Origin of the sequence: Brachybacterium huguangmaarense (assembly GCF_025725725.1) — a bacterium.
Taxonomy (GTDB): Bacteria; Actinomycetota; Actinomycetes; order Actinomycetales; family Dermabacteraceae; genus Brachybacterium; species Brachybacterium huguangmaarense.
In genome coordinates, this window is record NZ_CP107020.1 from 983,918 (window position 1) to 1,009,648 (window position 25,731).

General features: G+C 72.0%; 27 protein-coding genes and 1 tRNA gene. 10 read left to right on the top strand and 18 right to left on the bottom strand.

Going from position 1 to position 25,731, the window contains the following annotated elements; all coding sequences use genetic code 11:
* Window positions 1-117: 117 nt before the first annotated feature.
* Complete coding sequence (locus tag BRM3_RS04290; protein ID WP_263594858.1) at window positions 118-960, top strand: hypothetical protein; 843 nt, start codon at window positions 118-120, stop codon at window positions 958-960.
* Between the two features lie 109 nt (window positions 961-1,069).
* A tRNA-Leu gene (locus BRM3_RS04295) sits at window positions 1,070-1,153 on the top strand.
* A 258-nt stretch (window positions 1,154-1,411) separates the two neighbouring features.
* On the opposite strand, the gene BRM3_RS04300 is transcribed toward BRM3_RS04295, so the two are convergent.
* On the bottom strand, window positions 1,412-2,239 hold the full coding sequence (locus BRM3_RS04300; protein WP_263594859.1) for a PRC and DUF2382 domain-containing protein: 828 nt from the start codon (window positions 2,237-2,239) through the stop codon (window positions 1,412-1,414).
* A gap of 360 nt (window positions 2,240-2,599) precedes the next feature.
* On the opposite strand from BRM3_RS04300, the gene BRM3_RS04305 reads away from it, so the two are divergent.
* The 3 genes from BRM3_RS04305 to BRM3_RS04315 are packed head-to-tail and all read left to right on the top strand — an operon-like array spanning window position 2,600 to window position 3,723.
* Window positions 2,600-3,010 (top strand): phage holin family protein, encoded by a 411-nt coding sequence (locus BRM3_RS04305; protein WP_263594860.1) that lies wholly within the window; start codon window positions 2,600-2,602, stop codon window positions 3,008-3,010.
* A complete protein-coding gene (locus BRM3_RS04310; protein WP_263594861.1) occupies window positions 2,997-3,392 on the top strand; it encodes a DUF3618 domain-containing protein in 396 nt (131 codons plus the stop codon). Before BRM3_RS04305 ends, BRM3_RS04310 begins: the two co-directional genes overlap by 14 nt.
* A gap of 31 nt (window positions 3,393-3,423) precedes the next feature.
* Window positions 3,424-3,723: a DUF4235 domain-containing protein gene (locus BRM3_RS04315; protein ID WP_263594862.1), complete on the top strand. Its 300-nt coding sequence runs from the start codon at window positions 3,424-3,426 to the stop codon at window positions 3,721-3,723.
* A gap of 89 nt (window positions 3,724-3,812) precedes the next feature.
* Here BRM3_RS04315 and BRM3_RS04320 read toward each other — a convergent pair whose 3' ends face one another.
* Complete coding sequence (locus tag BRM3_RS04320; protein ID WP_263594863.1) at window positions 3,813-4,967, bottom strand: YihY/virulence factor BrkB family protein; 1,155 nt, start codon at window positions 4,965-4,967, stop codon at window positions 3,813-3,815.
* 96 nt (window positions 4,968-5,063) lie between these two features.
* On the opposite strand from BRM3_RS04320, the gene BRM3_RS04325 reads away from it, so the two are divergent.
* Together BRM3_RS04325 and BRM3_RS04330 are read left to right on the top strand one after the other, a co-directional pair.
* Complete coding sequence (locus tag BRM3_RS04325; RefSeq protein WP_263594864.1) at window positions 5,064-5,780, top strand: TetR/AcrR family transcriptional regulator C-terminal domain-containing protein; 717 nt, start codon at window positions 5,064-5,066, stop codon at window positions 5,778-5,780.
* 16 nt (window positions 5,781-5,796) lie between these two features.
* Complete coding sequence (locus BRM3_RS04330) at window positions 5,797-6,027, top strand: hypothetical protein (RefSeq protein WP_263594865.1); 231 nt, start codon at window positions 5,797-5,799, stop codon at window positions 6,025-6,027.
* 82 nt (window positions 6,028-6,109) lie between these two features.
* Here BRM3_RS04330 and BRM3_RS04335 read toward each other — a convergent pair whose 3' ends face one another.
* The 5 genes from BRM3_RS04335 to BRM3_RS04355 form a co-directional block, all read right to left on the bottom strand.
* Complete coding sequence (locus tag BRM3_RS04335) at window positions 6,110-6,430, bottom strand: SPW repeat domain-containing protein (RefSeq protein WP_263594866.1); 321 nt, start codon at window positions 6,428-6,430, stop codon at window positions 6,110-6,112.
* 19 nt (window positions 6,431-6,449) lie between these two features.
* A complete protein-coding gene (locus BRM3_RS04340) occupies window positions 6,450-6,908 on the bottom strand; it encodes a hypothetical protein (RefSeq protein ID WP_263594867.1) in 459 nt (152 codons plus the stop codon).
* Between the two features lie 23 nt (window positions 6,909-6,931).
* Entirely contained in the window at window positions 6,932-8,869 is a 1,938-nt protein-coding gene (locus BRM3_RS04345; protein WP_263594868.1) for an MDR family MFS transporter, read from the bottom strand.
* Window positions 8,866-9,510 (bottom strand): TetR/AcrR family transcriptional regulator, encoded by a 645-nt coding sequence (locus BRM3_RS04350; RefSeq protein ID WP_263594869.1) that lies wholly within the window; start codon window positions 9,508-9,510, stop codon window positions 8,866-8,868. The genes BRM3_RS04345 and BRM3_RS04350 overlap by 4 nt, the downstream gene beginning before the upstream one ends.
* A 136-nt stretch (window positions 9,511-9,646) precedes the next feature.
* Window positions 9,647-9,934: a GNAT family N-acetyltransferase gene (locus tag BRM3_RS04355; protein ID WP_263594870.1), complete on the bottom strand. Its 288-nt coding sequence runs from the start codon at window positions 9,932-9,934 to the stop codon at window positions 9,647-9,649.
* Window positions 9,935-10,066: 132 nt separating this feature from the next.
* Here BRM3_RS04355 and BRM3_RS04360 point away from each other — a divergent pair, with 132 nt between their 5' ends.
* Complete coding sequence (locus BRM3_RS04360) at window positions 10,067-10,681, top strand: class I SAM-dependent DNA methyltransferase (RefSeq protein ID WP_263594871.1); 615 nt, start codon at window positions 10,067-10,069, stop codon at window positions 10,679-10,681.
* Between the two features lie 80 nt (window positions 10,682-10,761).
* Here BRM3_RS04360 and BRM3_RS04365 read toward each other — a convergent pair whose 3' ends face one another.
* Complete coding sequence (locus BRM3_RS04365; RefSeq protein ID WP_263594872.1) at window positions 10,762-11,076, bottom strand: DMT family transporter; 315 nt, start codon at window positions 11,074-11,076, stop codon at window positions 10,762-10,764.
* A gap of 152 nt (window positions 11,077-11,228) precedes the next feature.
* Here BRM3_RS04365 and BRM3_RS04370 point away from each other — a divergent pair, with 152 nt between their 5' ends.
* Window positions 11,229-11,936 (top strand): alpha/beta hydrolase, encoded by a 708-nt coding sequence (locus BRM3_RS04370; protein WP_263594873.1) that lies wholly within the window; start codon window positions 11,229-11,231, stop codon window positions 11,934-11,936.
* A gap of 21 nt (window positions 11,937-11,957) precedes the next feature.
* Here the strand turns inward: BRM3_RS04370 and BRM3_RS04375 are convergent, their stop codons facing one another.
* The 8 genes from BRM3_RS04375 to BRM3_RS04410 all read right to left on the bottom strand — a co-directional run bounded on the left by BRM3_RS04375 (window position 11,958) and on the right by BRM3_RS04410 (window position 22,434).
* Entirely contained in the window at window positions 11,958-13,454 is a 1,497-nt protein-coding gene (locus BRM3_RS04375) for a gluconokinase (protein ID WP_263594874.1), read from the bottom strand.
* A gap of 118 nt (window positions 13,455-13,572) precedes the next feature.
* Window positions 13,573-14,511, bottom strand: a complete 939-nt coding sequence (locus BRM3_RS04380; protein ID WP_263594875.1) for an SDR family oxidoreductase — start codon at window positions 14,509-14,511, stop codon at window positions 13,573-13,575.
* 119 nt (window positions 14,512-14,630) lie between these two features.
* A complete protein-coding gene (locus BRM3_RS04385) occupies window positions 14,631-15,512 on the bottom strand; it encodes a carbohydrate ABC transporter permease (protein ID WP_396127027.1) in 882 nt (293 codons plus the stop codon).
* A 1-nt stretch (window position 15,513) separates the two neighbouring features.
* Window positions 15,514-16,413, bottom strand: a complete 900-nt coding sequence (locus BRM3_RS04390; RefSeq protein ID WP_263594876.1) for a carbohydrate ABC transporter permease — start codon at window positions 16,411-16,413, stop codon at window positions 15,514-15,516.
* A complete protein-coding gene (locus BRM3_RS04395; protein WP_263594877.1) occupies window positions 16,410-17,720 on the bottom strand; it encodes an extracellular solute-binding protein in 1,311 nt (436 codons plus the stop codon). The genes BRM3_RS04390 and BRM3_RS04395 overlap by 4 nt, the downstream gene beginning before the upstream one ends.
* A gap of 19 nt (window positions 17,721-17,739) precedes the next feature.
* Complete coding sequence (locus BRM3_RS04400; RefSeq protein WP_263594878.1) at window positions 17,740-18,261, bottom strand: SRPBCC family protein; 522 nt, start codon at window positions 18,259-18,261, stop codon at window positions 17,740-17,742.
* Window positions 18,258-21,776, bottom strand: a complete 3,519-nt coding sequence (locus BRM3_RS04405) for a S41 family peptidase (RefSeq protein WP_263594879.1) — start codon at window positions 21,774-21,776, stop codon at window positions 18,258-18,260. Before BRM3_RS04405 ends, BRM3_RS04400 begins: the two co-directional genes overlap by 4 nt.
* A 61-nt stretch (window positions 21,777-21,837) precedes the next feature.
* Complete coding sequence (locus tag BRM3_RS04410) at window positions 21,838-22,434, bottom strand: NADPH-dependent FMN reductase (protein WP_263594880.1); 597 nt, start codon at window positions 22,432-22,434, stop codon at window positions 21,838-21,840.
* Between the two features lie 209 nt (window positions 22,435-22,643).
* Here BRM3_RS04410 and BRM3_RS04415 point away from each other — a divergent pair, with 209 nt between their 5' ends.
* A complete protein-coding gene (locus BRM3_RS04415) occupies window positions 22,644-22,928 on the top strand; it encodes a hypothetical protein (protein ID WP_263594881.1) in 285 nt (94 codons plus the stop codon).
* Window positions 22,929-23,004: 76 nt separating this feature from the next.
* On the opposite strand, the gene BRM3_RS04420 is transcribed toward BRM3_RS04415, so the two are convergent.
* Together BRM3_RS04420 and BRM3_RS04425 are read right to left on the bottom strand one after the other, a co-directional pair.
* On the bottom strand, window positions 23,005-24,066 hold the full coding sequence (locus BRM3_RS04420; RefSeq protein ID WP_263594882.1) for an LLM class flavin-dependent oxidoreductase: 1,062 nt from the start codon (window positions 24,064-24,066) through the stop codon (window positions 23,005-23,007).
* Window positions 24,067-24,201: 135 nt separating this feature from the next.
* Window positions 24,202-25,713, bottom strand: coding sequence for a nucleobase:cation symporter-2 family protein (locus tag BRM3_RS04425; RefSeq protein ID WP_263594883.1), 1,512 nt, complete (start codon window positions 25,711-25,713; stop codon window positions 24,202-24,204).
* Window positions 25,714-25,731 lie beyond the last annotated feature (18 nt).

Genomic DNA, 25,731 nt, shown 5'->3' on the forward strand with positions numbered 1-25,731 from the left:
TGTCCTGCGCAGCACGCGCGGAGAGGCCGGGACGATGTCCGGCCGACGTCTCGCCCGCTTGTGCGGCACGGCCGGTCGGAACCGGCCCGGATCTGTCGGACAGGGGAAGGGACCGCGATGCGCGGAGGAGATCACAGCGCCGCCGGCCGGCGCGCCCGTGCGCGCTCCGCGGCTGCCGCCCCGCGTCTCCTCTCCCGCTCGTCGCGCTCCGTCGTGGCGCTCGCCGGGGCCCTCGTGCTGTCGCTCGCGGCCTGTGACGGCGGCTCGCACGTCGACAACGGGGCCTCCGACTCCGGCACCGCCGTCGAGGCGGGAACGGGCACGGCGATGACCACCGCGGCCCCGTCCTCGGCGCTGCCGTCCATCGCCCTCGTCTCCCCGCTGCCGGACAACACGGCCCTGGACGCCTCAGGCTCGACGGTCACGCAGGCGGGGCTCGTCACGCTGCTGTCCGAGCAGCTCACCGATGCAGGCAGCGGCACGGTCCAGACCGTCGTGTGCTCGGGAGGGCTGAGCCTCTCCACGGGCAAGGGCGCCACGTGCACCGCGACCCTCGAGGGCTCGTCCTCGGGCGATCAGACCTGGCAGGCCTATCCGGCCCATGGGCCGGACGCGAGCCCGGCGATCCTCCTGCTCCAGGGCCAGCCCCTGTCCGAGGAGTTCTCGAGCGTGCTGACCGCGACGGGCACCGCGATCGTCGCCCACGCGATCGACCCCACGTACGGCTCCGCGGGCGGTGTGGGCGCCGAGCAGCTGCGTCAGGACGCTCAGGGCGTGCTGCACGACGAGCACTCGCCGGTCGAGCTCTCCGGATGCGAGGGCACGCTCGCCTTCACCGCGCTCGAGCCGGTCGAATGCCATGGGTCGTCGAACGGATCCCCGGTGCAGGCGATCGTGCTGCCCGGCTCCTTCCTCTCGGAGGATCAGGGGCTCATCGTCGTGACGCGCCCATCTTCCTGACGCGATGTGCGCTAAACCACGCTTTCCTGGGTTGGGCCTGCTGCGATGCTGTGGGTACAGTGAAGGAACCTTCGGCCTCGGTGTGCTGGACACCCGGTGTCGAAGACACGCGCGAGTGGCGGAATAGGCAGACGCGCACGGTTCAGGTCCGTGTGCCCGAAAGGGCGTGGGGGTTCAACTCCCCCCTCGCGCACGTGTGACGTCTCGGGACATCGTTCGTCGGTGTTTCGGGGCATGGTTCGTTCACGAAGGGCCCCGGCTTTTGCCGGGGCCCTTCGTGCGTCGCCGTGGGTCGAGAGCGAGCTCGGTCCGGATCGCGCCGCGGGCCTGCGAGGCGCCGTACGCCTGCGAGGCATGCGCCGCACCACGTGCCCGGCCTGGTCGCGTCACGGGGCAGGCGGGCTGACGATCCCCGGGGCTCCGTCGCCCCGGGGATCGTCAGAGGGGCCGGTCAGCGGCGCCGGGCGTCGTCCTCGTCGACGTCGATCTCCTCCTTCCGCAGGTCCGCGGTCACGGCCTCGGTGTCCTGCACCGTGCGCTTGCCGACGTTGACCTTCTCGGTCGCGACGGTCTCCTTCTCGACGACGGGACGCTCCTCCTTGAGAGTGATGACCTCCTCCTCGTCACGCCCCTCGGCGATCGGCGCGGTGGAGCGCGCCTCGGCCGAGTCGGGATCGATGGCCTCCCGCTCGACCACGAGCTCCTCGCGACGCACCGGGACCTCGATGTTCTCGGTCTCCGTCCGGACCCGCTTGCGCAGGCGCGCGCGGCCGGCCTCCTGCTGCTGGGTGTCCACTCGCAGGCGCTCCTCGTGGGCGACCATCGTGCCGTCGGCGTCGGCGTCGACGCCCTGGCGTGCGTCGCGACGACCCTCGCCCGCGGCGACCTCGGTCCTCTGCTCGCGTGCCGTCCGCTCCTCGCCCGCGTCGCGGCCGGTGGGTGCGGCGTCGCGCTCGCCGGCGGGGGTGCCGTTCGCGTAGTAACGGAACAGCTCGGTCTCCTCCTCGGGCGTGATCTGCGCATCGGCCTCGACGTTGGGGGCGCCCTTGATGAAGTCCTTCGAGAACGGCACCGTGAGATCGCCATCCGCAGGGCGCGCGGCGTCGACCGGGATGAATGTCTCCCGCGTGCCGAACAGCCCCAGGTTGACGGTCACGAAGGTGGGCCGGCCCGTCTCGTTGTCGAGGTAGACCTGCCCGACGGTCCCGATCTTCTTGTTCTCGCTGTCGTACACCGCGGCGTTCTCGAGCGCCTGGAAATCGTTCTGGTCGTCGACCATGTGATGTCACCCGTCCTAGCTCATGGCCGCCCGTGGACCGGGCGGCGTGCCTCCCGATGTCTTCGGGTGCGATTCACGCTAACGCGGTAGACTTACGTTGTAAACAACGTCTGCGAAGGCGTCTGCCGGACCCCCTGCGGGACCAGGGAGACGGCGACTCGAGAGCTGCATACCAGCAGGTCGGCCAGCTTCGCCCGTGCGCCATACGGTGTAAGGATGTCCCCACCCTGTGGCGTCCTCCGACCGGGGCAGCGTCGGGAGCCGGTGACCAGTCCCGTCGGGCTGATGACGGGCTCCGCGCTCGCCGTTCCGCCCCGCCGGCTCGGAGCCGCCTGCGCCGATCGAGAGGAAGAGAGATCCATGAGCCATCCACAACCCTCGTCCCAGCCCTCGCCCGCCGAGCTCATCACCCGGCTGTCCGAGCAGACCTCGCGCCTCGTGCGCGACGAGCTCAAGCTCGCCCGGGCGGAGATGACGGCCACCGCCAAGCAGGGCGGCGTCGGCGCCGGCCTCCTGGGAGCCGGCGGCATCCTCGCCGCCTACGGCTTCGCCGCGCTCATCGCCACCGCGATCATCGCGCTCGCCCTCGTGCTGCCCGCCTGGGCCTCGGCCCTCATCGTCACGGCCGTGCTGTTCATCGCGGCCGCCATCGCGGCGCTCGTGGGCAAGAAGAAGGTGCAGGACCTCTCGCTCACGCCCGAGCGCACGATCGAGAGCGTCAACGAGGACATCGCCGAGGTGAAAGGACAGACCCACCATGACCACGCCTGACCCCCAGAAGCCCACGTCCCGCCACGAGCCCGACGGCGACGCCTCGCCGGACCAGATCGAGGCCGACATCGCCCGTACGCGGGAGGAGCTCGGAGAGACCGTCGACCAGCTGACCTCCGCGCTCGACGTCAAGTCCCAGGCCAAGCAGCAGGTCGACCAGGCCAAGGTCCGCGCCCGGCAGCAGGTCGACGAGGTCAAGGACCGCGCGACGGAGCAGCTCGGCCGCACCCGCGAGCTCGCCTCCGAGGGCCTCACGACCGCGCGCGATGCCGTGACCGACGACCAGGGTCAGCTCAACCGCAACGGCTGGATCGCGGCCTCCGCCCTCGGCGCGGGCGTGGCCCTCGGTCTCTACCTGATCGTCCGCGCGGCGCGCCGCTGACCGCCGAGAGAGCCGAGAGAGAGGCACGCACATGTCCAGCAACGAGTCCACCAGCACTCCTGCGAAGATCCTCTACCGCCCCATCGGGATGGTCGGGAGCCTCGTCGCCGGAGCCGTGGCCGGCGCCGTCTTCAAGCAGGTGTGGAAGCTCGTGACGCCGAAGTCCATGGCCGACGAGGCGCCCAAGGCCCTCGAGTCGGACTTCGACCTCAAGGAGGTGCTCGCGGCCGCCGCGCTCCAGGGCGCGATCTTCGCGGTCGTCAAGGCGCTCGTCGACCGCGGCGGCGCGCGCGGCTTCCAACGCGTGTTCGGGGAGTGGCCCGGCAACTGACGGCCCTCCGCCTGCCCGGCACGACGAACGCTCCTGAGCCCGATCGGGCCCAGGAGCGTTCGGTGTCTCGACGAGGCGGCGGGCAGAGCTTAGTCGCGCGCCCGCCGCGCTCCGGTGGTCGGTGCCTCGTCGTCGGGATCCGACGACGAGCGCTCGGCGTCCGCATCTCCCTCGGCCGCGTCCGGCTCCTGGCTGCGGCCCGCGGTCTCCCGCAGGGCGCGGGCGCGCTCGACGTCCTCGGCGAACTTCCGCTCGCGCTTGTCGCTGGCTTTCGTGTCGCGCGCCGGCAGCTGCAGCGTCTCCTCGGCGGGCATGCCCGCCTGCAGCTCCCGCCCGCGCTCGATCTCGCTGTCCACCTCGGCGCCGAACAGCAGGATCGCGTTGATGATGTAGATCCACAGCAGCAGGACGATCACGCCCGCCAGGGCGCCGTAGGTCTTGTTGTAGTTGCCGAAATTGGAGACGTAGAAGAAGAAGCCCAGGCTCGCGAGCACGGCGACGACGATCGCGATCACCGCGCCCATGCTGATCCACCGGAACTTGGGCTGACGCACGTTGGGCGTCGCGTAGTAGAGCAGCGCGACCACGAGCACGACGATCGCGGCGAGCAGGAGCCACTTGGCGACGCCCCACACGGCGAGCGCCGTCGAGCCCAGGCCGATCGCCCCGCCCACGGCCTCGGCCACGGGGCCGGACAGCACGACCACCAGGAGCCCCACGGCCCCCAGCACGAGCACGAGCGCCGTCAGCAGGTACATCTGCACGGTGAGCTTGATCGCGCCGCGCCCCTCGGGGACGTCGTGGATCCTGTTCATCGCGCGCCCGAAGGCCTTGATGTAGCTCGAGGCGGACCAGAGGGCCGCGAGCAGGCCGATGACCAGGCCCAGCCCGGGCGCGGGAGCGGTCAGGACCGACTCGAGGGCGGGCCGGACGGACTCCCAGGTGTCGGCCGGCACGATGCCGCGGGCCTGGTCGAGGATCGAGGTCACCGACCCGCTCTGCCCGAACAGGCTGAGGATCGACACGAGCGCGACGAGCGCGGGGAACATCGACAGCACGGTGCGGTAGGTCAGGCCCGACGCCAGATCGGTGCATCCGTCCGCGGAGAACTCGCGCACGGTGGTGCGGAGCACGTACCGCCACGAGGGTGCGGTGATCTCGGTGGGACTGTCGGGCTTGCGGGAGTCCTCGGGGTGCGGGGCGTCGGCCGGATCGTCCGTCCGCCGGCTCGAGTGCGGTGACATCGTCCATCCTCTCGTCGAAGCGCTTACGCCGTAAGGCTAACAATGTAGGCTGCGCGACGGGTGGCATCCCGACGCCGAGGATTGGACACTGGCCTCATGGACAGCACGGCAGACGGCGCGGGACCCCGCAAGAGCGGTCGAGGCCTCGACCGCCACATCGTCATCGAGACGGCGCTGCGGACGATCGACCGGGACGGCCCGCGATCGCTCACGATGCGCGGCCTCGGGCAGGAGCTGGGCGTGGAGGCGATGTCGCTGTACCGCTACGTGACCGGTCGCGAGGACCTCCTCGAGGGCGTCGTCGTGGATCTGCTCGAAGGCGTCACGACGGAGATCGAGCAGGGCCGTCCGACGAGCTGGCAGGAGTACCTGCAGAACCTCGCCCACATGGTGCGCGACCTCGCGGTCGAGCACCCCCTCGCCTTCCCCCTCGTCGCGACCCGCCACCCGGCCGCCCCGTGGCTCCGGCCGCCGCTGCGCAGCATCGAGATCGTCGAGAACTTCCTGACCACGCTCGGCGGATTCGGCTTCACCGACGAGCAGAAGGTCGGCGCCTATCGCTCCTTCACGAGCTTCCTGCTGGGGCACCTGCTGCTCGAGGCCGCGGCCCGCGGCGACGGGGTCTCGGCCCCGGAGGAGCCGCTCGACGAGGGCGACGCGGACGTGCCCAACCGAGACGGGCGCGTCGAGCTCGCGCCCGACAGCGAGGTGCTGCGGCTGCGGGCCCAGCTGAGCGAGAACCGCGGTGCCGAGGAGTTCGAGCTGTCCCTCGAATCCCTGCTCGATCGCATCGAGCTCGAGATCTCCCAGTAGGCGTAGCCTCGACGCCATGACACCCCTCATCTCCCCGCTCGTCGCCTTCTACGGCGTGGGCCTGCTCGTGGTCGTCGCGGTGATCGTGCTCGCCGTGGTCCTCGGCCGCCGCGCGAACCGCCGCGAGGGCTACTCCTCCGCCCGTGAGCGCACCCTCGAGGCACAGCACCGCCGCGCGCAGATGGAGACCGAGGACGTCGACCCCGGCATCCACGCGAGCGCGAAGCACGGCGGCTTCGCTCCCTGATCCGCGCACGGGCCCCACGACGACATGGCCCCGACCACCTGCAGGGGTGGTCGGGGCCATGTCGGTCCTGAGAGGCTCGCGATCAGGCCTGCACGCTCATGCGACGCCGGGCGTTGCGGGCGAGCTCGCCCAGCGCGCCGCCGAACAGCACCACGAGCGCGACGAGCGACAGCACAACCAGGGTGATGCCGACGACGACGTCGTTGGTGGTGCCGGCCGCCCAGTCGGACGTGCGGGCCTGGTAGCCCACGAGGAACGGCGCGACGATCATCCACAGCCCCGACAGGGTCAGCAGGGTCAGGATGCCCATGCCCACCTTGTCGAGCGTGTTGAGCGGCTGCGGGACGGCCGGGGCGGGAGCGGTCTGGACGGCCGCGTCGGTGGTCTGCGAGGTCTCGGTCATGGAAGGTCTCCTTCGGGACTCAGCGGGCGGACACGGCCGGGACGGCGCCGGTGTCGGTGCCGAGGGCGCTCGTGCCGTACTCGCGGTGATGGTGGGGGGTGGTGGCGGTGGGGTCCTCGGCATCGTTCTGACGGGCGATGTCGCGGGCGAGCGCCGCGATGAGCGGGGTCAGCATCGCGTCGAGGTCCTCCGAGCGGCCGGTCGCGGCCGGCTCCGGGGTCTCCTCGGGGGCGGGAGCGGGGCGCGGGGTGATGTACCCGGCCTGGACCATGTGCTTCTGGAGGGCGAGCGCGAACACGATCACGCCGGCGAGGCCGACCACGGCCAGCGGGATGCCGGTCCACACGTTGGTCAGGGTGTTGTCGGTCCAGTCCGCGTCCTGGGGCTGGAAGCCGAGGGCGAAGGGGGACAGGACCAGCCAGAGTCCTGCGAGCAGGGCGAGGAGCGAGACGGTCGCTCCCACGAGACGTCGAGTCATGGGATTTCCTTTCGAGGGGCCGCTCAGGCCTGAGCGGGGAGCGAGGTGGACAGGAGGACGGGGTCCGATCCGTCGGACCGGGACTCCTCGTCGGTCGGGGCGCGGTGGCGTCCGTGACCGCCGGACGTCTCCGCGGCCCCTCCCAGGAGGGACAGAGCGGCGGGGGCGAGCAGGGTGCGGCTCGCATGGGCGGCGCGCTCGGCGGTGGTGCCGGGTGCGTCCCCCGCGAGGCGGGACAGGGCGAGCGTGAGCTCGTCGTCGGGGCCGGCCTTCTGGGCGCGCTGGACCAGCAGGGCCAGGGTGAGGCCGAGGGTCAGGTCGTCGCTGCGACCGCGGGTCGCGGAGGCGGCGGAGCCAGGGGCGGCGGAGCCGGGGGCGGTCGCCGCGGAGGCCTGCCCCTCCGTCATCCCGGAGGCGGCGTTGCTCGTGGCCAGCGGCTCCTCCTTGACGAACAGGACGAGGATCAGCGCGACGCCGAGCAGCGGGAGCAGCCACAGGAAGATCGGGGTGAGGGCGTCGGTGTAGGCGCCCACGATGATGTCCTGGATGCTCTGGGGCAGGCTGTCGACGAGGGCGGGCGTGAGCGAGTTGGTGTCGCCGCCGCCCATCGCACCGGCCGCCTGGGCCGGCATCCGCTCGGACAGCAGGTCCGTCAGCCGGCTCGTGAACACGGAGCCGACGATCGCGGAGCCGAGCGAGGCGCCGATCTGCCGGAAGAAGTTGTTCGAGGCGGTCGCGGTGCCCACCTCGGCGATCGGGAACGTGTTCTGCACGATCAGCACGAGGTTCTGCATGCCGATGCCCAGGCCGGCGCCGAGGACGGCCATGTGCACCATGATCACCCACACGGCGGTGTCGGCCGACATGGTCGACAGCAGGAACACGCCCAGCGCGGTGACGACCATCGAGAGGATGGGGGCCCACTTGTAGCGGCCGGTCCGCGAGACGATCTGGCCGGAGGCGATCGAGGTGACGAGCAGGCCGCCGACCATCGGCAGCAGCATGAGGCCCGACTTGGTGGCGCTCACCCCGGTGGTCATCTGCAGGTAGGTGGGCATGTAGCCGATGGCGCCGAACATCGCGATGGCGATCACGAGGGCCGCGACCGTGGTCAGCACGAAGTTGCGCTTGCGGAACAGGTGCATCGGGATGATGGGCTCGACCGCGTGGCGCTCGGCGAGCACGAACAGGCCGCCGAACACGACGGTCACCGCGAATAGCACGATGATCTGCCACGAGTCCCACTCGTAGGTGTTGCCGCCCCACGAGGTCGCGAGGATCAGGGCGGTGACCGCGACGGCCATCGTGAGGATGCCCCACACGTCGAGGCGGGCGCGCTGGGAGTGCTTGGGCAGCTTGAGGAAGAACACGGCCGCGACGATCGCGAGGATGCCCAGCGGGATGTTCAGCCAGAAGCCCCACCGCCACGACAGGCTCTCGGTGAACCAGCCGCCCAGGAGCGGGCCGACCACGGAGGACAGGCCGAAGACGGCGCCCATGATGCCCATGTACTTGCCGCGCTCACGCGCGGGGACGACGTCGGCGATGATCGCCTGGGCGAGCAGCATGAGGCCGCCGCCGCCGATGCCCTGGATGGCACGGCCGGTGATGAGCACGCCCATGTTGCCGGCGAGGGCGCCGACGAGGGAGCCGACCACGAAGATCGACAGCGCGAAGATCAGCAGGCTCTTGCGGCCGATGAGGTCGCCGAGCTTGCCGTAGATCGGCATCATGATCGTCGAGGACAGCAGGTAGGCCGTGGTCACCCACAGCATCTGGTCGACGCCGTCGAGCTCGCCGACGATGGTCGGCAGAGCGGTGGAGAAGATGGTCTGGTCCAGCGCCGCGAGGAACATCGCGACGAGGAGTCCCGCGAACAGCGGGACGAGGTGGCTGGAGCCGGAGCGGGGCTGCGCCGCGGGTGCGGCGGGCTCGGCGGCTCGGGGGATGGTGGCGGTCATCGCTGGGTTTCCTTGATGAAGTCGAGGTGGTCGAAGAGGTTCTGGTGGAGCTCGTGGACGGTGAGCTGCGGGCGCGTGGTCCACAGCCGTGCGGCGTAGAGGGCGATGCCCATCCACAGGCTCACGACGAAGGCGGCATGGCTCTCGAGGCCCTCGTCGTCGCCGGTCCCCGGGGGCGGGGCGCCGGTGGGTCGCTCCTGCTGGGTGCGCAGGCGTCGGGCGACGAGGGCGACGAGATTCTGGTTCGCGGCGGCGATGCGTTCGATGTGCATCCGCGCGAGCTCGGGGTTGCGGTGGATGACCGCGGCCCGCCGCTTGCGCGCGCCCAGGTCGTGGTCGGGCTGCTTCTCGAGCAGGGTGGTCGTCATCATGCGCACCAGGTCCCCGAGCACGTCCGGGCTCGAGGAGTCCAGGAACTCCTGGACCAGGGCGTCGGAGGGCGGCTCCGGCGTGGGGCCGAGGACAACCGCCTCCTTGGACCCGAAGTAGTTGAAGAAGGTGCGGCGGGAGACTCCAGCGGCCTCGCAGATCTGGGCGACCGTCACGGTGTCGTAGTCGAGCTCGGTCATGAGCTCGAGCGCGGCGTGCTCGATGGTCGACTGCACCTGGCGGCGCTTCTTCTCGCGCAGGCTCGCGGTCATGCGCTCCTCCTTCCGACTGCGGAACGAGAAGCAGTGTATGCACTCAGTGCAAAGTTGCACTAGGTGCACGAACGTCTGGTGCGTCACGCCCGGCAGGCTCGGGCGTCAGGGGGCCGCGGCGTGCGCGGCGCCGCGATCAGGAGGCGACGAGATCCTGGTAGTCGGGGTGCTTGTCGATCCAGGCCGCGACGAAGGAGCAGCGCGGCTCGACGGCGAGGGCGCCGTCGGCGCGCACCTGGTCGAGCGCATGGCGGATGATCGCCCCGCCCACGCCCCGTCCCACGTACTCGGGGAAGACCTTCGTGTGCGGGAAGATCACGGTGCCGCCCACGCGCTGGTACTCGGCGTAGCCGGCGAGCTTGCCGTCGATGTCGCCTTCGAAGCGGCTCGCGTCCTTGTTGTCGGTGACCACGACGTCGGCCATGGGGTCCTCCTGAGCGGTGGCGAGGGGGCGACGGCGCTCGTGGCCGTCGCCACATGACGTTCCCTACGATAGGCGCGCTCGCCGGAGGTGGCCGGGACGGTCAGGGGGCGGTCCGGGCGCGATACTGGATCCATGCCCGGACCCGAACGCAATGTGTGGACCACCGTCGTCGCCGCGAACCCCGGCCATGCCCGCGCCTACGCCCAGCGATGGCGCGACCTCGAGGCGGCGGGACGCGACATCGACGGCGAGGCCCGCCTGATCGACGCGATGGCCGATCGCGGCAGCCGGATCCTCGACGCCGGCTGCGGCACCGGCCGCGTGGGCGGCTACCTCGCCGCGCGCGGTCACGACGTCGTCGGCGTCGACCTCGACGAGCACCTCATCTCCGTGGCCCGTGAGGACCATCCGGGCTCCCGCTGGGAGGTCGGCGACCTCGCGACGTTCACTTTGCACGACGCGCAGGGGGCGCCGCTCGCCGTGGACCTCGTGGTGAGCGCGGGCAACGTGATGACCTTTCTCGCCGATGCCGAGCGGGTGCCGGCGCTGGCGAGGATCCGCGCGCATCTCGCGCCGGGAGGACGCGCTGTGATCGGCTTCCAGACCGCTCGCGGGTACAGCGCCGAGGAGTTCGCCGGCGACGCCGAGCGGGCCGGGCTCGCGATCTCCCAGCGCTTCGCGAGCTGGCAGCTCGCGCCCTGGACGGACGACACGGGCTTCCTGGTCGCGGTGCTCGTCGCCGGCTGAGCGCCTCGGGGGCAGCGGCGGGGCGGCGAGGCGCTCTGGCTCCGGGCCACGGCGCCTCGGTCCGTCGGTGCCCCAGCTTCTCAGTGCAGCACCTTCAGCCCCACGATGCCGCCGATGATCGCCGCGAGGCACACGATCTTGGCGACCGAGATCGCCTCGGCGCCCGTCGCCATCGCGTAGACGACGGTGACGACCGCCCCGATGCCGGTCCACACGGCGTACGAGGTGCCGACGGGCAGGGTGCGCATGGCCATCGCGAGGCCGGTCATCGAGGCGAGCAGGGCCACGACGAAGACGATGCTCGGACCCAGCCGGTGCAGACCCTCGGAGCGGCTGAGAGCGGTGGCCCACACGGCCTCCATGAGGCCGGACAGCACGAGGACGAACCAGGACATCGGGGCTCCTGTGACGGATCGAGGACGGACGGTCCGTCCATCATGCCCGGTCCGGACACCCTGGTCCGGGCACTCCCCGGCGGGGCGCCGCGGGGCCCGGGACCGCGCCGGTGCGCCGCGGCCGGCCGCGGCGGCGCGCTACGGTCGAGGTCATGAGCACCCCGAGCCCCACTCCCGATCTGCGCGGCCCCGACCCGCGGATCCCGACCGTCACCCCGGCGACCCGTGAGATCGAGCGCTCCGCCGAGCGCTGGACGCGGCTGCCCCGGGAGGGGGAGCGGGTGGTGCTGCTCCTCCACGGGCTGGGCAGCTCCGAGGACGACCTGATCTCCCTCGCGCCCTTCCTGCCCCAGGGCCTCGTGTACGTGTCGCTGCGCGGCATCCACCGCTACGGACCCGGCTGGGCATGGCTCGGGCATCCCGTCGACGCGGCGGACCGCACGCTGCTCGAGGCATCGGCCGAGGCGGTCGAACGGTGGATCGGCGATCTCGAGCACGGCACGGTCGTGGGAGCCGTCGGGTTCTCCCAGGGCGCGATGCTCGCCCTCGAGCTGCTGCGCCGCCGTCCGGCCTCGCTCGACTGGGTGGCCCAGCTGTCCGGCGGACCCTTCCCGGCACGGCTGCCCGGCGACGAGGAGCTCGCCCGTCGCCGGCCGCCCGTGCTGTGGGGCCACGGCGGCCTGGACCCGCTGTTCGACGCCGCGCTCGAGACGCAGGTGCGGCAGTGGCTCGAGGCCCACGTCGACGTGACCGAGGAGCGCTCGCCGCTGCTCGGCCACGGCGTCGACGAGCAGGTGCTCGGCGCGCTCGCCGCCTTCATCGCCGAGCGCGAGACGGCGGCGAGCGGCCGGGCGTCCTGACGAGGGCCGGCCGCGGCGCCGTCAGGCCAGGTCGGCGAGCTTCTCGAAGCGGGCGAGGCGCTCGCGGTAGTACCCGGCGCGCCCCGCGACCGGCTCCACACGGCGGGTGACGGGGGCGGGCGCCACACCGGTCTCACCGATCGCCTCGAGCGCGAGCAACGCGACGCCGCGCATCGTCGACCGGGAGACGTCGATGTGGTCGATCGGGGTGTCGAGCGCGTCGGCCAGGATCTGCAGCCACTCCGGCACGGCACCCGTCATGCCCCCGGACAGCACGATCCGCTCGGGCGGGCCGCTGATCTCGCGGAGCTGATCGGCGATCCGCAGGAACGACAGGGCGATGCCCTCCATCGCTCCGCGCAGGATCTCCTCGGGCGTCGTCGAGGCGCTCACGCCGGCGAAGATCGCTCGGGCGGCATCGCGCCAGCCGGTGCCGCGCTCGCCCGAGAGGAAGGGGACGACGAGCGGGGTGGTCCCGACCGGCGGCGCCTCGAACAGCGTCCGGGTGTCGATCGCGGTGGGCTCGTCGGGCAGGGCGAACGTCGCGTGCACGTACTCGAGGACGCGCCCGCAGTCGCTCATCGCCGAGCCGACCAGGGTGCGCTCGCCGTCCACGCGGTAGGCCCACAGGCCGGTGGGGAGGCGTGGCACCTCGTCGTCCACGAGCACGCGGATCGCGCCCGAGGTGGCCGTCGAGATCCCCCACGTGGAGGTGCCCGCCGTGCCGATGCCGATGTTCGCGCCGAGGCCGTCACCGACCACGGGCATCCAGCGAGCGCCCTCCACCTGCGGGAACTCGTGGGCCAGGAGGCACGAGGCGGGAACGCGGGGGCCGTCGGCCGGGTCGAGCGGGGCGCCGAGCAGCTCGGGGCCGATGCCTGCCGCCTCGAGCAGCTCGGGCACGTACTGCCCGGTGCGGCGGTCGAGCATCCCGCCCCAGGCGGCGGCGGCCGTGCCGATCGCGGGCTCGCCCAGGAGGCGATGGGCCACGTACTCGCCGAGCGCCATGAAACGCGCGGACCGCGCGAACACGTCGGGGTGCTGCTCGCGCAGCCAGATCAGACGCGGCGTGAGGAAGGAGGAGTGGATCCGGGCACCGGTGCGGTCGTGCAGCCGGATCAGGGCGTCCGGCCCGAGGGACTCGCGCAGCGCGGCCGCCTGGTCGCGGCAGCGGGTGTCGGCGTAGGTGATGCACGGGGTGAGCGCATCGCCCTGGGCGTCGACCGCAACGAGCGACGAGGCGAAGGTGTCGACACCGATGCCGGCGACGGGCTCCTCGAAGCCGTCGAGCACGTCGGCCATGGCCTCGAGGAGCTCGTCGACCACCTGGTCGGCGTCGATCGTCGAGGTGCCGTCGGCTGCGGTCGTGAAGGCATGGAGCACCTTGCAGTGCCGCTTGCCCACCTCGCGTCCCGTCGCGTCGTACACGGCGGCGCGGGATCCGCCCGAGCCCACGTCGAGCCCGATCACGTAGGGGCCGGCGGCTTGGTCAGGGCGGATCGAGAAACGAGGTGTCACGGGGGCCTCCTTGTCCGGGTGCACAGAGCGCCCTCAGGATACGGAGTGCGCCCATGGCCGCGGCCGGTGTCCGTCCAGGGGAGCCGCCGACCGCGGCCCGGTCACGGGGCCGTGCGCGTCACGGCATCGGCGAGCCGCCGTTGACGTGCAGGGTCTCCCCGAGCACGTAGCTGGACTCCGAGCTCGCGAGGAACACATACGCGGGGGCGAGCTCGGTGGGCTGGCCGGCACGGCCCAGCGGCGTCGACTTCCCGAACTCCGGCAGCGCCTCCTTGGGCTGGCCGTCGGACACCTGCAGGGGCGTCCAGATGGGCCCGGGCGCCACGGCGTTCACACGGATCCCCTTGGGGGCGAGCTGCTGCGCGAGCCCCTTGGAGAAGGTGTTGATCGCGGCCTTCGTCGTGGCGTAGTCCAGCAGGGTCGGTGAGGGCTGATAGGCCTGGACCGACGTCGTGTTCACGATGGTCGCGCCGGGCTGCAGGTGCTTGAGGGCCGCCTTGACGATCCGGAACTGGGCGAGGATGTTCACCTCGAACGTGTCGGTGATCTGCTCGTCGCTCAGGTCCTCGATGTTGTCGACGGCGATCTGCTTGCCGGCGTTGTTGACGAGGATGTCGAGCCCGCCGAGGGCCTCCGCCGCGTCGTCGGGGAGCTTCTCGCACACCGCGCGGTCGGACAGATCGCCCGGGAGCAGGACGGCCTTGCGCCCGGCGGCCTCGATGATGTCCCGCACCCGCTCCGCGTCCTCCTGCTCGACGGGAAGGTAGTTGAGGGCCACGTCGGCGCCCTCGCGTGCGAAGGCCACGGCCACGGCGGCGCCGATGCCGGAGTCGGAGCCGGTGATGAGCGCCTTGCGGCCGTTGAGGCGGCCGGTGCCGCGGTACGAGTGCTCACCGATGTCCGAGAGCGGACGCAGGTCGACGTCGAGGCCCGGCTCCGGCTGATCCTGCTTCGGGGGCGTGATGTCCGGGTACCGGGTCACCGGGTTCTGCAGGGTGAGCTGGTCGGTCGTGGTGTCGTGGGCGTCCTGGGCGGCGGTGGAGCGGTCGTCGGTCATCGAAATACCTCCGGGGTGTCGTGACGGATCGGTGCCGCCATCGTCTCGATCCGGCGTGCGCGAGGGCAACGTTGGCTACCGGGTGGTCCGGTTCGCGGCGCGGACGGGCCGGCGTCGGGTCAGCCCTTGAGCCCGCTCCCGAGGTCGGCCGCCCGGAAGTGCCGCTGGAGAGCCGCGAAGACGACGACCACCGGCAGGGCGAGCGCGAGGGCACCGGCGAGGATCGCCCCGTTGGGGTTGGGCATGGTGGTGGCGACGTTGGTGATGAAGTTCGCCAGGCCCACCGCGAGCGGCTGCAGAGCGGTGTCCTTGGTGATGAGGAAGGGCCACAGGAACTCGTTCCACGGGCCGATGAACGTCACCAGCACCACGGTCGCGATCGCCGGCCGCACGAGGGGCGCGGCGATGGTCAGCATGATCCGCAGCTCCCCGGCGCCGTCGATGCGGGCGGCCTCGAACAGGGAGTCGGGGACCGTGAGGAAGTACTGGCGGAAGATGAACACGGCGGTGGTGTTGACCAGGAACGGCAGCACCATCCCCAGGTAGCTGTCGCCCAGGCCGTACATCCCGGCCACCTGGATGTACAGCGGGATCATCAGCAGCTGGAACGGGATCATCTGCACCGCGAGCATCGCCGCGAACAGTGCCCCCCTGCCCCGCCAGCGCAGCCGGGCCAGTGCGTACCCGGCGGGCAGGCCGAGCACGAGGGTCCCCGCCACCGCGCCCCCGGTGACGATGAAGGAGTTCAGAAGTCCGCGCAGCAGATCGACCCGCTCATCGACCAGCACGACGTTCTGGACGGTCCAGTCGCCGGTGGGCACGAGCGCGGCCGGCGTGTTCGTGGGGCTCGCCTGGAAGGCACCGACCGCCATCACGTAGAACGGCAGCACGAAGGCGAGGGCTGCGAGGATCAGCGCCGCCGCGAGCAGCAGCGGATGCCGACGACGAGCGGGGAGTCGTCGTGCACCCCTGTCATCCCTCGGAGTGCGTCGTGTGCTCATCTCACCGCTCCCTCGTCACGCGGGCCATCACCAGGGACAGGACACCGACCGCCATCACCAGCAGCACCCCGATCGCGGAGGCCGCGTCCGGGTTCCCCTGCTGCAGGGCCTTCTGATAGATCAGCAGCACGGGGGTGGTCGAGGCCCCGTTGGGGCCGCCGCCCGCGGTGAGCAGGTACGGCTCCGTGAACAGGTTGGCCCCGAAGACCAGCGCGAGGACGAGGACGAGCACCGTCACCGGCCGGACCCCGGGCACGGTGACGTGGCGGAACCGCTGCACCACGCCGGCTCCGTCGACCTCGGCTGCCTCGTAGAGCTCCTGCGGGATCGACTGGATCGCCGCGAGGTACAGCAGGATGTAGAACCCGAGCTGCTTCCACGTGGAGTACAGGGCGATCGTCGGCATCGCGAGGTTCGAGTTCACGAGCCACGACGGGTCGGGGGCCAGCGGCCCCAGGACCGTGTTGACGAGCCCGTCGGCGCTGAACAGGAGCATCCACACCCCGATCAGCGACACCGAGGCGGTGATGTAGGGCAGGTAGAAGGCGACGCGGAACACCGAGGCGAAACGGACCACGCCGTTCAGGGCGCTCGCGAGCACGAGGGCGAGCATCAGGGTCAGGGGCACGTTGATCACGAGGTAGACGCCGAGGTTCCCGAAGGAGCGTCGGACCTCCGGGTCGCTCAGCGCCTGCCGGAAGTTCGCCAGACCCACGAAGGGGTGGTCGACCTGCGCGGTGGGAGCCGTGAAGACGACGTCGTGGAAGGCCATCCACACCGCGTAGGCGAAGGGCCAGGCCATCACCAGCAGCAGGAACAGGACGTAGGGGCCGGCCAGCAGGTTGCCGATGGGCTGGAGCCGACGTCGGGGCCGCCGGCGAGCTGAGTATGCCGTGCTCATCCGCGGACCTCCACGAGCTGGTCGATGGATCTCGCGACGTCCGTGAACGCGTCCTCGACCGATTCCTCCGCGAAGATCACGGAGGACGAGAACGCGCCGCGGAAGCGCTGCCACACCTCGATCGAGTTGGGGATCAGCGGGACGTCGACGGTGCGGGCCGCCTGGGCGCCGTACCCCGCGTACAGGGCGTTGGCCGCGAAGTAGTCGGGGAAGGCGCTCAGCAGATCCTGACGCAGCGGCATCTGCCCGGAGATCTCCAGGAACGCCCCGTCCTGCTCGAGGGAGGTCGCGAAGCGGATGACGTCCCACGCGGTCGCCCGATGGCGGCAGGTGGTGAACATTCCAATGTTCTTGGAGTCGGCGAAGGTGACGACCTCGTCGGCCGGGCGGCCCTGCGCGGTGGGCACGGGCATGAAGCCGACATCGATGAGGTCGCGATAGGCGGCCACCGCCCAGGGGCCGGTGATCTGCATGGCGGTCGCGGAGGTGCCCATGGCGTCGTCCACGGACCTCTCCCGTGGTGCGAGGCCCTCGCGGTACAGGTCTTCCCAGAACCGGGCGACGCCCAGCCCCGCGTCGCCGTCGAACTGGGCGCTCCCGTCCTCGACGAGGCGGGTGCCGCCCGTCTCGGCGAGGAAGAGGGGGTAGAAGTCGTACCAGGGGTTGTAGAACTCGCTGCCGGGATTGGGCCAGATCGCCGACGGGGCGGCGCCCGACTGCACGAGCGCCCGCGCGCCGGCGAGGAACGCCTCATGGGTCCCCATGCCGGGGTGCTCGGGGTCGAGGCCGGCGGCGGCGAAGAGCCCCTTGTTGTACATGATCATCACCGGTCCCGTCTTCCACGGCAGGACGTAGTGGGCGCCGTCGATGCGGAACTGGTCGACGCGGTCGGCACCGGTGCGGTCGGCCATGTACGCCTCGGCACCCTCGAAGCCCGTGAGGTCGACCATGCCGCCCGAGCGCGCCCACATCGGCAAGGGCGCGAGGGCCACTCCGAACAGCAGGTCCGGCGTGGTGCCGGCGGTGATGGCCGCGGTGATGACCTCCTCCGAGCTGCGCCCGGCGGGGATCTCCTGCATGCGGATGGGCTCCTCCGGGTGCGCCTGGTTCCACTGCTCGACGATCCCGCCTCCCCACCGCAGCTCGAACTGGTCGTAGGAGAACCACACGGTGATCGGGCCGCGGGAGTCCCGGGCGGTCTCGGCGTCGACACCGCTCGAGCGGGCGCAGCCGGCGGCGCCGAGCAGCGGCAGGGCGAGTGCCCCCGCGAGCGCGCGGCGGGGGACGGACGGGACCGTGGTCGGCACGGCGCCCCCTCGCCGCGCCTCACTCCGGCGCATGGACCTCGAGCCCCAGCTGCGCCGCGTACGCCTCGTTGAGCTCGACCCAGCCGTAGGCCATCGCGTCCATGCCGATGATCCGCTCCTGGTCCTCGCCGTCGAGCAGGGCGTCGAGCACGCCGAGGCAGACCTGCCAGCCTGCCGCGGACAGGGGCGCCAGGTCCGGCCGCACCAGCCGCATCTGCACGACCAGGCGGCCGTCCTCGATCGCCCACTCGATGACGTCGTCGCCCCAGCGGTGGGTCAGCGCACGTCCGTCCGCGATGGCCAGCACGTCGGCCGCGACGGGATCCGCCTCGGGGGTCTCCCGCGACAGTGCCGGTCCCACGCTCGTGAGCGGGCGCTCCGGCACCACCGGCGACCAGCGCTGCAGCACCTCGGGGTCGGTGACGGCCTGCCACAGCTCCTCGGCCGAGCCGCCGAGATCCGCCTCGAGGATCAGGGGCTCGTCGGCCAGCTCGACCGTGACCGGCAGGGTGCGGATCCGGGTGGCGATGCCGGTGGTCATCGCGTCCCCTTCCCTGCGCCGCCGAAACGGGCCGGCGGCAGCGGCGGTGCGACCGCGGCGGGCTTCTCGGCCAGACGCGCGAGGGCCTCCTCGATGCCGCGCACGAGCTGCGGGTCCTCACCGGCCAGCCAGGCGTTCGGCGGGAAGGGCACCTCGATGTCGGGCTCGACGCCGTAGTTCTCGATCGACCAGTCGACCCCCGTGAACCAGCTCGCGTACTTGGGCTGGGTGACGCCGGTGCCGTCGACCAGGTCGAAGCGGCCGTCGATGCCGATCACACCGCCCCAGGTGCGGGTCCCGATCACGGGGCCGATCCCCATCGCCTGCGCGACGGCACCGACGATGTCGCCGTCCGAGCCCGCCTCCTGGTTGCTCACGAACACGACGGGCCCGCGCGGCGCATTGGCCGGATAGGTGCTCGAGCGCTGGTCGCGCGGGTAGTCCCACGACAGCACGGTGCGGGCCAGCCGGTCCGTGACGAGCTGGGAGGTGTGCCCGCCGGAGTTGTAGCGCACGTCGACGACGATGCCCTCGGCAGCGCTCGCGGCCCGCAGGTCCCGGTGCATCTGTGCCCAGCCCGTGGAGACCATGTCGGGGATGTGCAGGTAGCCGAGCCGGCCGCCCGAGCGCTCGCGCACGACGGCGCGCCGCGAGGCGACCCAGTCCTGGTAGCGCAGCTCGGAGTCGTCCGCGAGGGGCACCACGACCACGCGCCGCCGGTCACCGCCGCGCTCGAGCACGATCTCCGTGGGCCGGTCGGCCGAGCCGATCAGGAGCGGCTGGATGCCCGCGGCCGGGTCCACGTCGCGCCCGTCGATCCGCACGATGACGTCGCCGACCTCGGCGGCGACGCCGGGGGCGAGCAGCGGGGACCGGGCGTCCGGGTCCGAGGAGTCGCCGTGCAGGATGCGGGTCAGAGCCCACCCGTCGGCCGTCAGGGCGACGTCCGCACCGAGCTGACCGGGCGTGCCCGGCACGGCGGGCCGCCACGGCGCCGGCGCGACGTAGGCGTGGCTCGTGCCGAGCTCGGCGACGACCTCCCACAGCAGATCGCTGAAGTCGTCGTCGGTCACGACCCGGTCAACCGTCTCGTCGTACCAGCTCGTCATGGCGTGCCAGTCCTGGCCGTCCATGTCGGCGCGCCAGTAGTTCTGCGCCATGAGGCGGTAGTTGTCCCACAGCATCCCGCGGCGCTCGGCGACCGGGTCGATCAGCAGGCGCAGGCGCGCCGTGTCGATGACGATGCGGGCGGGGTCGTCGTCCTCGACCTTGCGGTCGGCGGGGATCTGCGCGAACGCGTCACCCTGGCGGACCACGAGCTGCTGGCCGTCCCCGGAGGCCCACACCGCGTCGACGCCCTCGGCCAGCGTGGTCAGCTTGCGGTCGGCGAGGTGCCACAGCTCGAGCGTGGGCTTGGGGCCGTCGCCGTCGACGCCTGCGCGCGTGGACCCGAGCACGACCTGCTGGGGATGGCGCAGCCACACGAAGCCGGCCGCGACCGCGGTGAGCGAGGAGATGTACCCGGACTCGACGGGGAAGGGGACGATGCGGTCCTCGATCGCCTCGGTGTCCAGCACGCTGCGCGGCGGGACCTGCGCCGTGCCGGTGCCCGCGGCGGTCGCCGCCGTGGCGGGGGCGCTCGCCTCGCCGTCCGTGCCGCCCGTGACCTCCGTACCGGTCTTCTTCGAGGCCTCCGCCCCGGCCTCGCCGTTCTCAGGGCGTGCCGGGGCCCAGCCGTCGGCGTCGGGGCCGAAGGGATCGCGCGTGGTCCGCTCGAGGGGCAGCAGGTGGGGGCGCTGCGCGTTGACGAACGATAGGTCGAAGACGAGGTCGTCGTACACCGTCTCGAAGGTGCGGGCCGCGACGAAGGCGAGGTAGGCGCCGTCGGCGCTGAAGGCCGGTGCCTCGTCGAGGTAGCGGCCCTCGGTGAGCGCACGCCCGGTGGCCTCGCGGTCCTCGGTGTCGGAGACCATGAGCCGCGCAGTGTACTCCGAGGTCGGCTCCGACCACACGAGATAGCGCGAGTCGGGGGACCAGGCCAGGTCACGCACCTCGCCGGCCTCGGAACGACCCACCTCGCGCACGCCGTCGAGCGTGGGGGCCTCGGGGCGCGCGGCCGCCTCGTCGGCGTCCTGCCCGCTCGTGCGCGCCGGGTCGACGAGGCCGCGCAGGGTCACGAGCCGGACCGTGCCGTCCTGCGAGGCGATCGCGACCGACCTGCCGTCGGGTGCGGGCGCCACGTGCAGGATGCGGCCCACGTCGCCGAGGTCGAGGCGGGTCTCGTCGTCCCCCGCGTCGAGGCGGCGCACGGCGAGCACGTCCGAGCCCACCCCGCCGTCGGTGCGGTCGAGCTGGGCCCCCTCGTCGGTCACGTAGACGGCGAACGCGCTGCGCCCGAGCGGCGTCGCCTCGCGGATCCGCAGACCGCTCGTGCCGCCCAGCACACGGGAGGGCCCGCCGCGATGCGTGAGCACGTGGGCGGTGCCCCGCCACTCGACGACGCTCGCGCGGGCGTCGAAGGTGGGGCGCATGGCCAGCAGGTTCTTGGCCGGATCGAGGTGCCGATCGCGGCGACCGGCCGCGACGCCCGCGGTCACCACGGGGATCTCGCGCGGCTCCTCGTCAAGGCCGTCCATGGAGAACAGGGCGCCGCGAGAGCTGAACACGAGACGCTCGCCGTCGCTCGCGGGGTCCCGGAGGTACCCCTCGGCGCTCGTCAGACGGGTGTGGACGCGCAGGTCGCTGCCGTCGGGCAGGACCGACCAGAGGTTGCCGGTGGCGCGGTCGGTGCGGGCGGCGCCCTCACCAGGGGTGTCCGAGGCGAACACGAAGCGCTCGCCCAGGAAGAACCCGCGGTACTTCGGGCCCAGGAGGTCGTCGCGCAGCGGCTCCCATGAGCGGGCCGCATGCCGCTCGGCGGGAGCGTCGAGCGGCACGTCCTCGGTCGAGACCCAGAGCCGGGGCGCGGTGCCGCCCTGGTAGTGCTTCCAGTGCGACGGCTCGTTGCGCCACACGGTCGTGACGACGGTGGTCCCGCCGGGCCCGAAGGCCACCTCGCCGGCGCGCCCGAACGGCAGCAGCTCCGCCGTGCCGTCGAGCGACAGCGCCCACAGCTGGGCGTCCCGGCTCGACAGCGCGGCGCCGTGGCCGGTGGTGACGATGATCCGCTCGTCGGGCAGCCAGCCGACGACGCGCGTGAGCCGGTTGCCCCAGTAGGTCAGGCGCCGCGGTGCGACGTCGCCGTCCACGCCGACGACGTGCACCTCCTTCTCCCCGGAGAGGCGGGAGATGTACGCGACGAGCGTGCCCGACGGCGAGATCCGCGGGTACAGCACGGGAGCGCGGTCGTCGGTGAGACGCCACGCGCGGCCTCCCGCGTACGGCACCGCCCAGACGTCGTCGGCCGCGCAGAACACGACGAGATCGCCGCGCACGTCCGGATAGCGGAGGTAGGCGGCGGATCCGGTGGCGGCGGGGACGGCGGGTGAATGGTTGCGCGGGGGAGTCGATGTCATGCACGTCACCCTACGGCGGTGCCCTGACGGACGGGGCCGCCCCCGCGCACCGGGGCCGGTGTCAGCTCGCGTGGGGGCGCAGCAGCGCGCCCACGCGCTCCATCTCGGCGAGCATCGTCTGGGCCGACAGGACCGCCGAGTCGGGGGCGTCCACGCCGCCCTCCTCGGTCAGGTACTGGGCGGAGAAGGGGATCGCGACGGTGCCAGGGGGCACCGCGAGGCCGAGCGCCTCGAGGACCTGCCGCAGCTGGTGGGTCGCACGCAGGCCGCCCGAGAGACCGCCGTAGGAGACGACGCCTGCGACCTTGTCCTTCCACTCGACGTAGAGGTAGTCGAGGGCGTTCTTGAGCGAGGCCGGGAAGGAGTAGTTGTACTCGGGGGTGACGAAGACGAACGCGTCGGCGGCGGCGGCCTTGGCCGACCACTGCTTGGTGTGCTCGTGCTCGTACCGGTGCAGGCGCGGGTGGTGCGGCTCGTCCAGGAACGGCAGGGCCAGCTCGGCGAGGTCGACCACCTCGACCGCGTAGCCGCTGTGGCGACGGGCGACGTCGGCGATCCACCGGCCCCACTTATCGCCCTGGCGGCCCGGGCGCACCGAGCCGATGACGGCCATCAGGGTGCGCGGAGCGGCGGGGTTCGGGACGGCGGTCTCGGTCATGGGGGTCCTTACGGCACAGTGGTTGAAAACGTGACGACTTTACGGTCCTGCAGGGCTCGCCCGTCAAGCAGCGGGGCCGCGGCCGATCCGGATCTCACATGCCTCGGCGCGGTAGCGTCGATCCATGGAGCTCGGGCGATCGATCGTGCAGTGCTCGCGGCCCCGCGCGGGTCCGAGGCCCATGAGCTGAGGACTTGTACCCTGCGGGCATGATCATGAGCTTCGACGTGGGCGTCCGTGAGCGGCACGCCATCGTCTTCTCCTTCGACAAGGTCTGGGGACGCATCACGATCATGGTGGACGGTCAGAGCGTGGTCGACGGGGTCGTCGGCCTCTCCTTCAGCACGGTCAGGACCTGGGAGTTCGACGTCGGCGTGCACGAGCGCCACAGGGTCCGGATCGACAAGCGTCGTCCTCTGCTGCTCGCGGGCGCGCGCCCGCAGACCGTCACCGTGCACGTGGACGGGGTCCTGGTCGCGCAGAACACCGCGTAGGCCAGCAGGTCCCCGGCCCTCGCCGCGGCCCCGGTGTACGCAACGGGGCCGCGGCGACCTCGTGGGTGTCGTCTCCTCAGGCCTCGTCCCCCTGCACGGGGCCCTCGGTGTTGGGCTTCCAGCCGAGCGCCGGGGCGACGTGCTCGGCGAAGTTCTGCAGGATGCGCAGGTTCAGGTCCACGCCCATCTGCGAGGGGATCGTGAGCATGACCGTGTCGGCGCTCATCACGGCGGCGTCGGCCCGGAGCTGCTCGATGAGCTGGTCCGGCTCGCCCGCATAGGTGCGGCCGAAGGTCGACTCGAAGCCGTCGATGATGCCGATCTGGTCGGCGCCCTCGCCCGGTCGCATGCCGAACAGGTAGCGGTCCTCGCCCGTGACGATCGGGAACACGCTGCGGGAGACCGAGACGCGCGGACGCCCGCTGTGCCCCGCCGCGGCATAGGCGTCGCGGAAGCGCTGGATCTGCTCGGCCTGGAGATCGCCGAGCGACTGTCCGGTCGCCTCCGTGAGCAGGGTCGAGCTCATCAGGTTCAGGCCGAGCCGCCCGGTGTTCTCGGCCGTCTCGCGCGAGCCGGCGCCCCACCAGATCCGGTCGATGAGCGAGGGGGAGTGCGGCTCGACGCGCAGACCCGCGCCGGCCGGCGCCGAGCCGTAGGGCCCGGCCGCCGCCGTCGCGAGGTGCTCGCCGCGCACGGCCCGCAGGAAGCGCTGGAGCTTGACCTGGGCGATGTCCGCCCCGCGCGGGTCGGTCGACCCGGTGTAGCCGAAGGACTCCCAGCCGCGGTCGGCGGGCTCGGGGCTGCCCCGGGAGACGCCGAGCGCCACCCGGCCGTCGGCGATGAGGTCGAGCGCGGCCGCCTCCTCCGCGAGGTAGAGGGGGTTCTCGTAGCGCATGTCGATCACGCCCGTGCCGACCTCGATGCGCTCGGTGCGCGCCGCGATCGCGGCGAGCAGCGGCATGGGGGAGGCCGACTGCCGGGCGAAGTGGTGCACCCGCACGTAGGCGCCGTTGACGCCGAGCTCGTCGGCGCCGACGGAGATGTCGATCGCGTCGTGCAACATCTGGCGCGCGTCGACCCCGCGCACGCCAGAGCCGTGACCGTAGTGGCCGAAGCTGAGGAATCCGAAAGCTCTCATGATGGGCACAACCCTAGCCGGTGATTGAATATTTCACTAGCTCGGATCGGGACCGGCTCCCGTGCCCCGACAGCCGTCGGCCCCCGCGCAGCGCTCGGGCTGCACGGGGGCCGACGGGCCCGGCCTCTCAGGACGTCAGGACCGAGGCTCGCGCACGGTCTCGCGGGCACGGGTCCCGTCGGTGCGCTCATCGGGCTCGTAGGACTCCGCATCGAGCGCACCCCCCTCGCCCAGCACACGGATTTCGCCCGTCTGCACCCGCAGCGGCGGGGCCGCGGCGAAGTCGTTGGGATCATCGGGGCGGCCGGGCTGGAAGACGTTGAAGAACAGGTTCAGCAGCACCGCCACGATCGCCGCCGCGCTGATCCCCGAGTGGAAGATGGTGACGAACCAGCCCGGGAACGCGTGCCAGAAGTCGGTCGCCACGACGGGGATCAGGCCGAACGCGACCGAGGCCGCGACGATCACGAGGTTGTTGTTGCCCGCGTAGTCGACCTTGGACAGGGTGCGCACGCCGCTCGCCGCGACGGTCCCGAACAGGACGATGCCGGCGCCGCCGAGCACGGGGCTCGGGATGATGCTGAACACGGCCGCGGCCATCGGCGAGAGGCCGAGCGCGATCAGCACGACGCCTCCGGCCGCGACGGCGAAGCGGCTCTTGATGCCGGTCAGCGCCACCAGACCCACGTTCTGGGCGAAGGCGGTCGCGGGGAAGGAGTTGAACACGGGCGCCACGAGGGAGGAGGCCATGTCGGCCCGGAGGCCGTCGCCGACCCGCCGCGAGTCGACCTTGGTGCCGACCACCTCGCCGACCGCGAGCACGTCGGCCGTGGTCTCGACCATGATGACGAGCACGACGATCACCATCGAGATGATCGCGCCGATCTCGAACATCGGCATCCCGAAGGCGAAGGGCCGGGGGAGGGCGACGATCGAGGCGTTCGCGACCGGCGAGACGTCCGCGGCGCCCGTGAAGAGGCCCACGATCGTGCCCACGGCGAGCCCGAGCAGCGCCGCGAGCCGCGACAGCACCGGGACCTTGCTGAGCACGATCACGACCGCGAAGGTGAACAGCGCCAGCAGCACGTTGGGCAGGGACGCGAAGTCGGGGTTGGCCACGGACTCGCCGTCGACCGTGATCGTCGCGTTCCCCGTGTTCCAGCCGGCCGCCACGGGCATGAGCGACAGCCCTATCACGGTGATGATCGACCCGGTCACGACGGCCGGGAAGAAGCGCACGATGCGGGCGAAGAACGGTCTGATCAGGAGGCCGACCAGGCCGGCGACGAGGATCGCGCCGAACACGTGCTGGAGCCCCTCGCGCCCATCGTCGCCGATGATCGCGAGCATCGTGGAGACGGCCGCGAACGACGTGCCCTGCACGAGCGGCAGCTGGGCGCCGAAGTAGGGCAGGCCGAGCGTCTGCAGCAGGGTCGCGAGGCCGCTCACGAACAGGCCGCTGGCCACGAGCAGCGCCCGGTCCGCGGTGTCGAGCCCGGCCGCGCCGCCCACGATGAGGGGCACGGCGATGACGCCGCCGAACATGGCGAGGATGTGCTGGATGCCGTAGCCGATGGTGCGGCCGGGGCCGAGCCGTTCGTCCTCGGGGCGCCCGACGCGTGGTCGGGCGGTGGTGGTGGCGGTCATGGGGTTCTCCTCACTCGG